At 37.1% G+C, this 14,235-nt stretch carries 10 protein-coding genes and 2 pseudogenes; 6 read left to right on the forward strand and 6 right to left on the reverse strand.

Annotated elements, in window-relative coordinates:
- Both EP737_RS10285 and EP737_RS10290 read left to right on the forward strand, forming a co-directional pair.
- The coding region (locus EP737_RS10285; protein ID WP_165350746.1) for an RNA-guided endonuclease InsQ/TnpB family protein at positions 1-342 on the forward strand (342 nt) is incomplete at its 5' end.
- A 467-nt stretch (positions 343-809) separates the two neighbouring features.
- A complete protein-coding gene (locus tag EP737_RS10290) occupies positions 810-1,187 on the forward strand; it encodes a PH domain-containing protein (RefSeq protein ID WP_129727890.1) in 378 nt (125 codons plus the stop codon).
- Between the two features lie 180 nt (positions 1,188-1,367).
- Here the strand turns inward: EP737_RS10290 and EP737_RS10295 are convergent, their stop codons facing one another.
- Entirely contained in the window at positions 1,368-2,786 is a 1,419-nt protein-coding gene (locus tag EP737_RS10295) for an amidohydrolase family protein (protein ID WP_129727891.1), read from the reverse strand.
- Between the two features lie 176 nt (positions 2,787-2,962).
- Positions 2,963-4,369 (reverse strand): FAD-binding oxidoreductase, encoded by a 1,407-nt coding sequence (locus EP737_RS10300; RefSeq protein ID WP_129727892.1) that lies wholly within the window; start codon positions 4,367-4,369, stop codon positions 2,963-2,965.
- A gap of 495 nt (positions 4,370-4,864) precedes the next feature.
- Between EP737_RS10300 and EP737_RS26750 the strand changes: the two are divergent.
- Together EP737_RS26750 and EP737_RS10310 are read left to right on the forward strand one after the other, a co-directional pair.
- Positions 4,865-5,197, forward strand: a pseudogene (locus EP737_RS26750) (phosphorothioated DNA-binding restriction endonuclease family protein); the annotation flags it as partial.
- Positions 5,198-5,364: 167 nt separating this feature from the next.
- Positions 5,365-5,925: a recombinase family protein gene (locus EP737_RS10310; protein WP_129727893.1), complete on the forward strand. Its 561-nt coding sequence runs from the start codon at positions 5,365-5,367 to the stop codon at positions 5,923-5,925.
- 163 nt (positions 5,926-6,088) lie between these two features.
- On the opposite strand, the gene EP737_RS26235 is transcribed toward EP737_RS10310, so the two are convergent.
- The 3 genes and pseudogenes from EP737_RS26235 to EP737_RS10320 all read right to left on the reverse strand — a co-directional run bounded on the left by EP737_RS26235 (position 6,089) and on the right by EP737_RS10320 (position 8,412).
- On the reverse strand, positions 6,089-6,364 hold the full coding sequence (locus tag EP737_RS26235; RefSeq protein WP_246040218.1) for a hypothetical protein: 276 nt from the start codon (positions 6,362-6,364) through the stop codon (positions 6,089-6,091).
- 16 nt (positions 6,365-6,380) lie between these two features.
- Positions 6,381-6,548 (reverse strand): annotated as a pseudogene (locus tag EP737_RS26870) (heterocycloanthracin/sonorensin family bacteriocin); the annotation flags it as partial.
- Between the two features lie 715 nt (positions 6,549-7,263).
- Entirely contained in the window at positions 7,264-8,412 is a 1,149-nt protein-coding gene (locus tag EP737_RS10320; protein ID WP_129727895.1) for an excalibur calcium-binding domain-containing protein, read from the reverse strand.
- Between the two features lie 607 nt (positions 8,413-9,019).
- Between EP737_RS10320 and EP737_RS10325 the strand changes: the two genes are divergently transcribed.
- Complete coding sequence (locus EP737_RS10325) at positions 9,020-9,670, forward strand: hypothetical protein (RefSeq protein WP_129727896.1); 651 nt, start codon at positions 9,020-9,022, stop codon at positions 9,668-9,670.
- Between the two features lie 655 nt (positions 9,671-10,325).
- On the opposite strand, the gene EP737_RS10330 is transcribed toward EP737_RS10325, so the two are convergent.
- Positions 10,326-11,396, reverse strand: coding sequence for a tyrosine-type recombinase/integrase (locus tag EP737_RS10330; RefSeq protein ID WP_246040219.1), 1,071 nt, complete (start codon positions 11,394-11,396; stop codon positions 10,326-10,328).
- A gap of 1,063 nt (positions 11,397-12,459) precedes the next feature.
- Between EP737_RS10330 and EP737_RS10335 the strand changes: the two genes are divergently transcribed.
- Positions 12,460-13,146: a hypothetical protein gene (locus EP737_RS10335; protein ID WP_129727897.1), complete on the forward strand. Its 687-nt coding sequence runs from the start codon at positions 12,460-12,462 to the stop codon at positions 13,144-13,146.
- Positions 13,147-14,235: the final 1,089 nt, after the last annotated feature.

Consider the following 14,235-nt stretch of genomic DNA (forward strand, 5'->3'; position numbering starts at 1 on the left):
GATTATCAGGCTGTTGTGGTAGAAGATATCGATTTACGAAATCTGGCACAATGCTTACATTTAGGGAAAAAGTTACATGACAACGGATTTGGGCTGTTCCGTACAATGCTAAAATATAAATGTGAAAGAAAAGGAAAATATTATATTGTTGCTGACAAGTATTTTGCATCTAGTAAAATCTGTAATTGTTGTGGACATAAGAAAGATAAACTTACATTATCCGAAAGGATATACAGATGTACCGAATGTGGTACAAAAACTGATAGAGATTATAATGCAGCACTTAACCTCAAGCAATACGGTACTCATGTTTTGAAGGAAATGGGTGTGTTGTCTGCATAATGTGTATCAGTTTCCAAATAGCGGTAGGAACGCCGCAAATTCAAGGCTATGGACATGAACCGTTAGGTTTGTGAGTGAAGTAGTAATAAAAGAGAAAGATGTTGTTTGTCTTTCGAAGCCCCCACTTCAAGACGCGCAGCGGATAAGTGGTGGGTAGTTCACCGCAAGTAAACGCAATACGCGGGAAAGGGCTAGTAAATGTTCTAGGGATCAAGCCGAATACGTTCCATAACTATACGTCCAAGCTACCACAGCGTGAAAGGATCTAGGGTAGGTAAGCTGAAAAAAGGATGACTTTGTCCATCAATGGATCCATAATACAAACAAAAACATTTGGGGTGTAGCTGTTGACAGTTTCGTTCATATCAGTTTGATGATACTTCAGAACATCTATAAGTGGACCATGAAAAAATTGGAAAAAATATGAAAATAACTATATAATATATAAAATAGGGAGGAGATAGCAAATGGGATTTTTAGATGGGTTAATGGGGAATGCGGCAGAAGTAGATATTGAAGAAATTCGAGCTGAATTCCAAAAAATTTTGGCTCCAGACGAGAAAATCGAAAAGGCATATCGGCTGATTCGCGATATGTTCTTATTCACAGATAAACGCTTAATTTTAGTAGATAAACAAGGGATAACAGGGAAGAAAACGGAATATCATTCTGTCCCTTACCGTAGCATTACACATTTTAGTATTGAAACAGCTGGGAATTTTGATCTAGACGCAGAGTTGAAGATTTGGCTGTCTGGAAGTCAGACACCGCTGCAAAAGCAATTCAATAAAAGCTTAAACATTTATGAATTGCAAAGTGTTTTAGCAGCTTATGTATTAAAATAGGTAGAATAAAAGATGAAAAGAAAACTCTAAGCTAGCTTCATGATTCTAAAGAGCTTCAGCATGGTATAAATAAAACTCGCCGATTGGCGAGTTTTATTTATACCATGCTGAAAAACAACTTCTTCAATAGATGATTGATTGGGAAGCAAGGTTTTGTATGGAATGTACCGAGACAGCGTATTAGAATGAGAGACCGGTACGTCTCAATAATCGTTTGATTGCTACGTTTGAGTTTCTCAAAACCTCGTCTAAATCCATGGTGAGCAATTTACGATTCTTCATCACTATACGTCCGTGTACCATAGTCAGGACAACATCCGCAGCATTAGCTGAAAACACGATTCGTGTATAAATATTTTCCTTGGAGTTCACTTCTCGCTCATTCGGCCAGGAATGCGGTTTTCTCAAATCAAGGATAGCCAAATCTGCTTTCTTTCCAACCTCAATACTGCCGATCTCATTCTCTAGACCAAGGGCACGTGCACCGCCGAGGGTTGCAAATTCGAAAGCTTGCTGAGGAGTAGGCGGGATCGGTGGATCCTGATGAAGACCTTTTTGAAGATAAGCGGCCAGCCGCATTTCAATGAGGTTGTCGAGATTATTGTTGTCTGACCCGTCAGGTCCAATGGAAACGTTGACTCCACGTGCAAGCATTTTCGGGATAGGAGCGATCCCGGAGGCGAGATACAGGTTGGCTGAAGGACAGTGAGCCACATGACAACCACGTCTCGCCATGATATCGATTTCCCGGTCATCCAAGTGAACACAATGAGCCAAAATGGTCCTAGGGTTAACCAGTCCAACGGAATCAAGGTATTCTACTTCTCTCATACCGGTACGCTCTATGATGATAAGTTCTTCCTCCTCGGTTTCCGATGCGTGAGTGTGAACATGTGCGCCATACGTATGGGAAAAGTCGGCCGTCAATTGCAAAAGCCTCGTCGTAGAAGTGGGGGCATATCGCGGAGCGAAGCAGTACCGAATCCGGCCTCCGTCGCGTCCATCCCATTTCTCAAACAGATCGACGCTTTCTCCGAATGCTACATCAGTTGGTTGGATCATAATTTCTGGAATGTCTACGCCAGGTTGCGCTCGATCTATCATCGCCTTTCCTGCAAAGCCCCGGATTCCTGTCTGCTCCATCGCCTCGAAGCAGCTATCCGTATGATAAGTGGTCTCCATATCGTAGAAGGCTGTCGTGCCGTTTAGAAGTAATTCGGCAATCCCTAACATACTGGACCAATAATTTGAATCACTATCTTGTGCAGCCTCTAATGCCAGGGTCGTATTGAGCCATTGTTCCAGATTCTGGCCAGCCACCAGGTTTCGCTGAAGTGTCTGAGTAAGATGGAGGTGAGTCTGGATCAGCCCTGGAATAACAATCTGGCCGCTGGCATTAATTACTTCGTCAAATCCTTCAGGTATTCTGCCCCATTGACTCATACCTTGACTGATAGCCCTAATCTGATTCCCGACAATGAGAATGTCGTGATTGTATAAAACGTCGCGATTTCGATTCATGGTGACGATCGTGGCATCACGAATCAAAATTCGCTTCTCTTTTCTTGCATTTCTTTCTCTCTCCGACATGAAAACCATGAAAATGCCTTCTTTCTTGTAATAAAATTAAGATTTCTAAACTCGTTTCCGTCCTTGCCGAAGCGCTGAGAAGCTATGGGCAGCAAGGTGTTTTTCTATTCTCATATAGAACTCTTGCAATATTCATCATTGAGCTGCTTTTTAGGCTAAGTAAGCGGTCCTTAAAAGGGAGCATATTAAAGCCAGGACCCCGCTTTAGATGCCGGCGGAATGCTTTGCTCGAAGCAGAACACGTTATAAGGGTCATACTTCCCCTTCACATACCGGAGTCTGTCTACATTGCCACCGTAATAAGCCGTCAAATAATCCTCAATGTCCGAATCCGGGTTTCCAACATAGTCACCCTTTGTATAGGGAAGGAGCCGTCGGCGGAGTGATTCAAGCTCGTGTTTTCGTTTCGGTGCTTCTTCATCCTCCAGCCATTGGTTGTAGTATTGAATAAAAAACTTTGCCTCACGATAGTAGAACGCTGTACCAGTTGGTGGTGTATCCTGAAATGCACCGCCCAACGAATAAATTAGAACATTTAGAAGCGGAGAGGTTGTATCCTCTAGAGTTTTACGGATGATTTTAATAGCCTCCGGTGGCAAAGGTCTCATTGCATAAGCACCTGACGACTTGTATTCAGGTTTCGAAGTTATGAATATTTCATTAGAAACCTCAAAGTTTTTAATAGCTTGATCCCAACTTACTAATTCGATCGTTTGATTACTTGGTCTTCCTATATTCAATAAAGGTGTAAGCTCCCATCGAGCTTCTTCCGGCGTACCCCAAAAGACCCCCATTGCCTTCAATGGCAGTTTGTCGAATTGTTCCGATGGGAAAAGTTTCGACCATAGGTCAAGATGCGAAAACCACCTTATATCAGCACGCAAAAAGAAATTCTGCCAGGTATCAATCACCTCTTCAACAGGCTGGTTCCAATCCCAACCGATATTGAACCAGGTTACAGGTTTAGCTGGATAAACCTTTATGGTCATAGAAGTCACAATGCCGAAGTTGCCCCCGCCGCCGCCCCGGGAGGCCCAAAAGAGATCTTTATGCTCATTGTTCTCGGTAGCATGGATGACGCGTCCATTTGCATCTACCATCTCAAGAGCAACTAAACTATCGCAGGTCAGACCGTGTCTTCTTAGGAGCGGGCCCATGCCGCCGCTGAGCAAAAGCCCTGAAATGCCCACTTCCGCACATGTTCCTCCAACTTGGGTAAGGCCTGACTCATAAAGTTTGCTGTAAAGTTCCTGACCGGTATTCCCAGCCTGAACCGTAGCGATACCTTTGGACTTATTGATATGCACCTGTTTCATTTCACTTACATCGATGACAATGACTCCGGTTCCAGTCGAGAAAGCTTCATGATGATGCCCGCCACTCCGCACTCGAATGGGCACCTCTTGGCAACGTGCCCATCTAACTGCGTTTTGGACATCATGGGTATCTTGGCAATAGACGATCACATTGGGAAATTTGTCCTTCGAATAATAGAAATTGGAATCTAAACGGGCTTCGCTGTAACCCGGTTCTCCTGGAGAAACAATGCGGCCAGTGAGTTTAGGGCAGGCTGTTCGTTCATGGTGCTCCATAAAAGCGGTCCTCCATTCATAAATTAAATAGCATGCGCTAGCATTAAATGCTGATATCAGTCTATGAGTGCAGGTACTTTCAGCCTGAATTTTAGGAAACCTTTGTTGAATCGATAATACCTATTACCCGAACAGATGTTGATGTATTGAAGGAGTAACATTAGTGCACGGGGAAGGCTAAGATAACATGTACATTTTCTTTTCGTGTAGAATTTATGTTTTGTTTTCGTGAAAGATGCATTAGCAGCGTAGCTTTTCCTTAGAACAAAAATTGAAAATTATTTTTCTCAGACCAGGTGAACCTGCTAATGTAGAAGAGGAGGGAATACTTTTCGTCGGTGACATGGAAATGAATCAGCATCAAGTCGATGGTGTGGGGTTTGTGTCGGTAAGAGATAAAGATACATGCAAATTGAGTATAATTGGCAGTCCGAAAGAGTGATATTAAGCCATATTTTTACCATATAAATTATGAATAGAAGGTAGGACAATATTATGGATAGGGAAGAGGTACTAGAAAGGATAAGACATCTAAACATTTGGAAAAAAGGAGATCAACGGGCCCCGCATAAGCCATTGTTAATTTTATATGCCTTAGGCCAACTACAATCTCGGAAACAAATACAGTTACCCTATAGTGACGTAAAATTGCCATTAAAAGAACTACTTATGGAATTTGGGCCCCCTCGTTCGTCTTATCATCCCGAGCACCCCTTTGTTCGTTTGACAGGTGATGGTATCTGGGAATTGAGTGAAGAAATTGATAAGCGTAGCTTTACAGATAAATCCCTACTACAAATGAATGTAACAGGCGGTTTCAAAAAGGAAGGTTAATGATTCATTTTTGTATTCCCACATTTTAGACTGTTTATCCTTGTTTTTCACCTTATAACCTGTATCAAAACCTATATCAAAAACTATGTATCAAAACTTTACTCATATAACCATTTTTGATACAATAAAAACAATAAAATTGAGGTAGGGGATTGATACATATGATTTTTGGATATGCGAGGGTAAGTACACAAGATCAAAATTTAGAAATGCAGTTAGACACTTTTTCAAAATATGGAGTAGATGAAGTTTTCCAAGAAAAAATGAGTGGTACTAAAAAGGATAGACCACAATTAGCAAAAATGATTGATAAATTAAGGAAAGGTGATAAGGTAGTCATTTATAAGTTAGATCGTATCAGCAGAAGTACAAAGCATTTAATTGAACTATCAGAACTATTTGAAGAAAAAGAGGTCGATTTTGTCTCTATTCAAGATCAGATTGATACAAGTACACCAATGGGTAGATTCTTTTTTCGTACAATGGCAAGTATTGCAGAACTTGAAAGGGATATTATTAGAGAGAGAACGAAAGCAGGTCTTGAATCAGCAAGAGCGAGAGGTCGTGTAGGTGGTAGACCAAAAGCAGATAAAAAAGACGTTGAAAAAGCACTTAAGCTATATGATAGCCAAACAATGACAGTAGATGAAATTGCGGAAATGACGAGAGTATCTAGAGCAACGATATATAGAGCAGTGAAAGAACGTAAACCACAAGTATAAAGGGGAGTCAATCGACTATCCTTTTTTATATGCCTTCTAAGCTATATATAGCCTATATAAACACAAATAGTTTAAGATCATATTGTATAGAAACTAATTTTTATGCAAACTTGATAAGTGCTTCTTATTGCACGAATTGGCAGGTTAGTGAAAGAACGAATGCCTAATTGTTACGATTGTGCGCTATATTTTGTACTATTTTTTGTCCAATATGATAAACCATAAAGAAGTGCCCGAGCGGCAAATCTTGCAAGGGCACTTTGTTTACAAAGGATAGCCATTTTTTTTGAGAATTACTAACCGTTCCAATCGTTCCAACCGTTCCAACAGTTGGAACAGCTAAAACAACTAAAACAACCAAAACAACCAAAACAACTGAAACAACTGAAACAACGCATGCCGCCGCAACGCATGCCACCACCGCAACGCATGCCACCACACATCATGCCACCACCGCAACGCATGCCACCACAACGCATACCGCCACCGCACATCATGCCGCCACCACAACGCATACCGCCAAATTGACGCGGATCATTGAGGTTTGGATCAAAAGGAATTAACTCACCCACTTGAAAATTATCCATTCCTAACATTTGTAGTTCGTTTTGAAGATTCTGCATTTTTCCTCCCCTTTGTATTTAATAATCAGGTTAGTCCTACACCTGAATAGAGAGCTGAACGAGGGTAATTAGTCAGTTTTGTGTAATTGAAACCATCTTATATGCGTGCACTCTCTTCAACAAATTATGATTCCTGTTAGGTCTCTGTTACTGATTTAAGTGCCTATTCCACGGTGAAGTATTTAAATTGTTGATTCAATGTAAGAAAACTAGGAAATAGAATGTGAAAGAATTCACTTAAAGTAACAGGTGCTTTAGTGAAATAAGAAGTAATTTTTAATAAGCTAATACATACAAGATTTTATGCATAACTTGTATATATTTTCTTATTTTTATACAGAAATATACTCCCGCAATTAGGTAGTAGGGGGCATGGATTTCACCATTTTAAAATTTCTAAATTCCAAATAGGATGTAGCTGTTACGCCCATGCACTAAGGTTATTTTTTTAAATTGAGCTTTATTGACAGGAGAAATTAACACTATACCCTCAGTACACAAATAATTATGAGGGGACAACATGAAGACTGCTGTGATCGCAATATACTATTTGACCGTTGTGAGCCAAACAAGGATTATGTAACGAGGAGAGTTTAAGATCCAAGGGAAGAAACAGAAACCAGAGCAGGTCACTATCAGCTTCTGGGGGCAAATTCATAGCGAAATGCCGTGGAAGAAAAAACAGAGTAGATTAACTACCCTGTCTCAAGTAAATTTATCTTTCGCATGCATATCCATCTTTGTCTCTATCTAAAGCTGGATTATAAGCTGGGTGACCTTCTGGTACACCGCTAGGATATTTAGCACGTAATTGCGTACAATTTGCAAAAATCTCAGTTCCACCACTAGTAGAGGAGGATGTTGTAGCTGTAGCAGTACTAGTTTGAGGTGCTGTAGTACTTGTACTTGCAAGTTGGGAATTCAGACTATTAACTTGATTTTGCAAGTCTGAGTTTTTAGAGGTTAGATCGCTTATTTGCTTATTTAAATCGTCTTTCTCTTTTTGAAGTTCAGTTTGCTGATCGCTTATTTGCTTATTTAAATCGTCTTTCTCTTTTTGAAGTTCAGTTTGCTGATCGCTTATTTGCTTATTTAAATCGTCTTTCTCTTTTTGAAGTTCAGTTTGCTGATCGCTTATTTGCTTATTTAAATCGTCTTTCTCTTTTTGAAGTTCAGTTTGCTGATCGCTTATTTGCTTATTTAAATCGTCTTTCTCTTTTTGAAGTTCAGTTTGCTGATCGCTTATTTGCTTATTTAAATCGTCTTTCTCTTTTTGAAGTTCAGTTTGCTGATCGCTTATTTGCTTATTTAAATCGTCTTTCTCTTTTTGAAGTTCAGTTTGCTGATCGCTTATTTGCTTATTTAAATCGTCTTTCTCTTTTTGAAGTTCAGTTTGCTGATCGCTTATTTGCTTATTTAAATCGTCTTTCTCTTTTTGAAGTTCAGTTTGCTGATCGCTTATTTGCTTATTTAAATCGTCTTTCTCTTTTTGAAATCCAGTTTGCTGATCCTTTAATTGTTGCTCGGCATTTGATGAGTCTGAAAGTTTTTTTGATAAATCAGTTACATCATTTTTTAATTTTTTGATTTCTTTTTGCATTAGACTGCTAGAAGCCTTTAGATCTTTATTTTCTTTGGTTATTTTGGCGTTTTTCTCTAATGCTGAATTTAACTTAGCTTGTGATCCGCTATCGGCAAATGGAGCACCGAAAATAGTAAGAATTAGACCGCCAATGAAAAAAGGAAAAAAGATTTTCTTTGACAACTGCTTCTCAGGGTATCTAATTTTTCTGATAAAATGATAAACCAAATAGATAATTGAATAAATGAATGCCAAAACCCCAATTAATAAGATTGCCTCCATGGTAAAAACCCCCTTTATATACAATATTCCGTAAATTCGACAATATAGTATAATCTTCCTTCTGTAAATAACAATTTTTATATATTAAATGATACGTTTATCTGAATATAAAAAATACATTTGAATAATAACGATTGATCTATCACTCTTGCACTTAGAATTATAATAACCCCCTGATATGTAAGAGAAATTTTTGAAAAATCAATAGGATTAGATAAGAAAAATACGGAGAATATTTTTATTCTCTAAACAAGGTTTTACCTTACAAATCAATTCCAATCTAGTAAAGGACTAGCTTTTTATTTTGGTTTTCTTAATCAAATCTTTTTATCTTAATAAATTATTGCCTAATTTATAGTAAATTTATACAATTTTAAATAAGTACCATTTTTTAGAATGCCTTTAAACTCTTATAGAGCACTTTAAGAGGAAATAACTCAAGGCTTAGAGATTTTTAAAGGGTATACGTCTTCTTATGGATTTTATTAGTTACAGTATCATCATGGTGTGGAGTGATGGAAACGAGAAAACTTTAATGCACTTGGAGAATTAAAAAATATTTAGATTAAAGACTAATCGTAAGATCTTATGAATGGGGGTAGTAGTTATGTTTTCAAGAGAAATAGTTGTTGAAGCATTTAAAATATTAAGGAATTGGGATGAAGAGAGTATTAGTTGGTTCGCTCTCCGATATGGGCTGGAAAAGTATTTTATAAATGGTAAAAAGGTAGAAAGTCTATTACAAATGACAGCTTCCATTTTAAACAATAAGAGTAGTACGGAATGTGACCGTATTAATACTATAGAAGATATTTTAAGCCATATCGTGAAGGAAGAGATTAAAAAGATACGTGAAAAACGCACAAGTCTATTTTCTTATGGTGCACTTTATGATTTCGAATCGAGCTATCCAGAACTTTGTAGTTATTTAAAATTAGAGGGGTACATTGTCACTAACGATGGACTTCAAAGAGAACTCTCAACGTATATACATATTGAATCGCCTGAGGATGAAATACAAAGACTACTAAGGAAGTATGACTTTCAAAATACCTTAGGGAAATTAGAGTTAGCGGTCAATAAGCATGAAGTTGTTTTTAATGATAAACATAACGGACGACTAATCAATTACATGGAGAGTTTGGTCAAAGAAATAGAGCAATATTTTTTTATGAATCATCCTTATTGGAAGGGATTAAAAAAAATAAGTGGAGCATTCCGAACTCAGTTCGAACAGAAAGCTTTAGGAGAGATTTAGGAGAATACTTAGAGCAACAAAATGGATTTGTAGATAATTTGTTTAGACGCCTGATCTCAGAAGAAGCATATGTGAAGGTAAATGAAGAATGTGTAGATGAAGAGATTAATTTACACATCGTCCTGTTAATGTCGCTAAATATACTGAGGCATTTTGATAAATATGTATCAAATGCTAATGTTAAAAACTTTTAAAGTTAGCTCTCACGAGAAACTAAGAATGGCTACAGATTTAGTATTTCCCTTGTTATTAATCCTTCTTCAGGAGGGGGCACTCTTTTCCTAAGTAGCCCCTACAGCTGATTGGCATTGGAGGTAATGCTATAGCATCTAAGCAAAGCATCATGAGCAGATAGAGAACACGATTACATCAGAACAGTATAGGAGTATTTAAGGGTTTCTTTTTTATATGTGGGGGGTGCGCTTTTCGCCAAAAGGGTATGTTTGGCTATAGAATAGGTAAGTGGCTCTAACGCTCCCGCAATCAGAGCAAGAATTATTATCGTATAAAGTGTAGGACAGTAATGTTAATACACACTATTTTCACGTGTGAATTATCGTACAAAAAAAGAGGGAGATGGGGTTAAATCATCTCATTTCTATATTGAGCAGTATATCGAAAAAAGGGTGAACCGTGATCTGTTCACCCTTTTTGTTTATAAATTATTAATAGGGCTATGTTTATTATGTTGGGTCACGATGTCCTTACTGGTCATGTTGACGTATTTTCTAACCATTTCAATTGATGAATGCCCTAAAATCTTTTGGAGTGTCATTACATCACCGTTATTAAGTAAATAATACTTTGCAAATGTATGTCTGAATGTATGAGGGGAAACTCTAACACCCTTAATTCCTGCATTATCACCATATATCTTTAATCTCTGTCTAAATCGTGCAGGATCAATTGTATCTCCGTAAACAGTAGCAAATATATGAGGTGTATCAAATTCCTCAATTTCAACGAGTAATTCACGCAATAACTTGCTTGTCTTTTGCGAAATAGGCACGTATCGAGTTTTACGGTTCTTCGTGTTAGTACCTTTTAACTCAATTACATTCGTTTTAAAATCAATATCTTCTTGTGTAAGGTTCAATGCTTCGCTAATTCGCATTCCAGTATCAGCAAGCAACATCATTAAGACATAATCTCTAAATCCCGCATATGTTCGTTGGTCAGGCTGTTTTAATAATAGTTTAAGTTGGTTAACGGATAGTGCTTCTATATTGTCCTGTGCTTCTTTTAATGATTTGATTTTTGTAAATGGATTTGCTTGTACGTATTCTTCTTCAACGAGGAAATTATAGAATGCTCTCATATGTTTCATGACAGTATTTATATAAGAAACCGAAACGCCAACGGATTTATACTCATCCCTAACGCAATGATTATTCTTATGCTTAATGTGGTCATTCTTCAAGTAATATAAAAACTCTCTAATAGTATTTGTATCTAGTGTATTAGATGTCATCTCTTCATGATGTTCTTCTAGGTATCTGTGAAATACCAAGAAATAACCTTTCTTATTTTCAAGTGTTCTTTTTGCAAGACCTTCTGCTTCTTTTGCAAACATGTAGATGTTAAACAACTCTTGGAACGTGTAGGTTTCACCCTGTGTAACTCCAATATTTGTACGACTTAACTTTGCTTGTCCTCTTTTACCTGTTCTAGACAAAATAAAACGCCTCCCTATATCGGTAATTTGGTTTACCGTATAAGAAGACATGAATGACTTCCACCCTAAAAAGAGAACAACCGCAACACTAGGGTAGTTTTTGGTGTGTGAAGGAATTAACCTTGACACTTACGAACCCTTATGTGATGCGGTTTCTAAAAAGTATGATCCCGACTGGGTTCGAACCAGCGACCTCCACCCTGTCAAGATAATAGACATATATTTTACGTTTCGAGAATATCGAGCGAAAAGCTAGTCGTATCAAGGGCTTAAAGAGGATTTTTCACTTTGCTATATAAATCCGCTAACGTAGAAAAATGAAAAATCTTGACCAGAATCTTGACCATTTTTTAATTGCTTTTGCACGTTTGAAAAACATTTTTCTGTCAGGGGGGTAGCTACGTAGAACATCTTTTTAGGTTATAACAGGGAAAATGAAAAAATAGAGATATTAGTATTCTCCTCTTTAATATACCAGATTAACTAGGAGATAACTGAAGGCGGTAGGTTTATTTGTGTCTTCAATAAATATTTCCAATCAAGGCCACTTAGAGGTATGCTTCCCTTCAATCGGTACTAAGAAATCTTTGTTGAATAGATAATATCTATTACCTGAATAGATGTTGACATGTTGAATGAATAACATTGGAATCAAATATATATAAAGTTAAAATAAAAAGCATGAGAAGTTGTCATAGGGAAACAAAAGCGTATACATTTTATTCTACTAAAACCAGGGGATGGCCTACTTGACATGTGAAATAATAAACAAAGTAGGAAAGATAAGGACTGTTGCTGGTTTTAGTTATGTTAGAGTGTTTCGGAAAAAAGACCAACCTTTTTATTATTGAGGAAGCGATACGAAAACATTGTTCCATAATATCATTGGCTAAATACTTATATTAATAGCATTATTTATCGCCAACATGGACTGAAAGTGAACGCTCCCTTTCGAGAGGTGCTTTTTTTTTGATCAATTTATGACAATATTTTCACATACAGGAAGGGAAATTTTATATAATGTTGAATATTAGAAAAGCATTCTTTTAGGAATGCTTTTATGTATTTATGGAGGGGTTACAAATTTTAGAGATAGAAGAGGAGTTAGAGAATAATGGATAAGTTACACGATTTTTTGAATGTTTTAGACCCTAATGATGCTTTAGAGCCCAAGGATTGGATTGCATTATCTACTTTGTTATTTACAATATTAACATTCATTATAACACAATCCTTAAATGCTCGGAGTCAGCGGGTAACTCGACAATTAGCAGTAAGGCCTTATTTCTCAATCACTAGACTTAAGAGGAATATTAATTTATCCACTGCAGAAAAAGGTATTGAGGAAGGGAGTCTATTGCTCACAAAGCATTATAAGAAACTTTCTATATCAAAAGAAGTAAATCCTAGTATTAAAGATATACAGTATTTAAAAGTAAACAATCTAGGACCTAGTTTCGCGTTAGATTGCAACTTTGAAATTAAATGTACTATTAAAAAAGAAAATAAGAATGAAAATTGGGTTATAAAGAACTATAAAAGTGTTATTAACAAAGATGAGTGTATTTATATTCCTTTAGATAGCCCTGAACACTATCCTGCTGAAATTACAGTAGAAGAAATGAAATTAACCTTTCAAACACAATTTAATGAAAAACTTGTGATGAAGGAGACACCAGTTCAGAAGGATAAGGCCGAGAGAGAAATTGTGATATATAAAAAAAAATGGTGGGGACTTTTTAATGAAAAAATAATGAAATTCTCTTCAGATAATACTAGTAAAGGCTTAGTTATTGAGTAAAGGGATAAGGTAATCTAAGATATTGTTAACTTTCTATGTGTATTTGTTACTTGGACGTACTGCTTGACGTTTCCTGCTTTTTATTCTGTCCTGCAATTATCCTATCCCAATCATATTGAAGTGAATGCTAACCAATTAGTGAGGAAATTTTACACAAATATTTTGTTTAGGGGGCTTTGTATCAACAGGTGGTAACGCGATCCTCTTCGCTTGAACATGTTTTTGGCTGGCAACGTGTAGGCTGTGCTCTAGCCCTTTCTAAAATCTAAGTTATAGGAATCATGGGCCATGAGAGTGTCCCTCCTTCTGGTCCTAGCGTTCCCGTTAATAAAAAAACTCGTCTTAACTTTTGAAAAGGTTGTTTCTCCATTTTTGTAAATAAAAGGATGCGCGATACCCTTTTTATGCATAAATTTCGGGAAATAAAGTGCTTTTACGTATCAGAAACCTATTAGAATTAACGATGTATAAAATGTTGCAAATCACATAGATTTGCGTTGTTCAGAAACGTTGATACTGTGCACTTTCTGAAAGGATATAACCTCCGATAACGGATGATATGGTAACTTTTTGCTAAGACTATAATTTTTCTTTATGACTCTAGATACAACTTGAAACTTAAAAAAGTAGAGGGGCGTCTCGTGGGTTATCAACACTAGTATACTGTGACAGGGCATGAAACCAAACAAGAGAGTTTATCAGGAAGCACTCTGTATTGATTCCGTATTCAGGCGGAGCATGTCTTGTTATTTTGTATGCAGCAACTATGGAAACTGAGCGTCTATGTGGAAAATTCTTGAGTTACATAGATTTTTATTATGTACAAAACTTGGATTTTTCAGGTAACTTTTTACCTATTAACCGAACAGATGTTGATATGTTGAATAAGTAACATTTGGATGGAGGACGGTGGTATTATAGGGTTTATAAAGGTAGCTATGCTTAGTTTTCCTACTTGCGGGAAATTATCAGCATAGCTTTTTATGTACAATAAAGGTTAGTTTTCAGGGATACCGCAGTCCTTGGGAATAGTTGGCGGAGGTGCTAGGAGGATACAGGAAAATGATATTGGTTTATACCTATTAACAA

This window comes from Ectobacillus funiculus, assembly GCF_004138295.1.
Taxonomy (GTDB): Bacteria; Bacillota; Bacilli; order Bacillales; family Bacillaceae_G; genus Ectobacillus; species Ectobacillus funiculus.

What these genes read in the sequence shown, in the direction of transcription:
- EP737_RS10290 (WP_129727890.1), top strand. Translation starts at nt 810, where the DNA reads ATGGGATTTTTAGATGGGTTAATGGGGAATGCGGCAGAAGTAGATATT.
- EP737_RS10310 (WP_129727893.1), top strand. Translation starts at nt 5,365, where the DNA reads ATGATTTTTGGATATGCGAGGGTAAGTACACAAGATCAAAATTTAGAA.
- EP737_RS10295 (WP_129727891.1), bottom strand. Translation starts at nt 2,786, where the DNA reads ATGGTTTTCATGTCGGAGAGAGAAAGAAATGCAAGAAAAGAGAAGCGA.
- EP737_RS10300 (WP_129727892.1), bottom strand. Translation starts at nt 4,369, where the DNA reads ATGGAGCACCATGAACGAACAGCCTGCCCTAAACTCACTGGCCGCATT.
- EP737_RS10325 (WP_129727896.1), top strand. Translation starts at nt 9,020, where the DNA reads ATGTTTTCAAGAGAAATAGTTGTTGAAGCATTTAAAATATTAAGGAAT.
- EP737_RS10320 (WP_129727895.1), bottom strand. Translation starts at nt 8,412, where the DNA reads ATGGAGGCAATCTTATTAATTGGGGTTTTGGCATTCATTTATTCAATT.
- EP737_RS10335 (WP_129727897.1), top strand. Translation starts at nt 12,460, where the DNA reads ATGGATAAGTTACACGATTTTTTGAATGTTTTAGACCCTAATGATGCT.
- EP737_RS10330 (WP_246040219.1), bottom strand. Translation starts at nt 11,396, where the DNA reads ATGTCTTCTTATACGGTAAACCAAATTACCGATATAGGGAGGCGTTTT.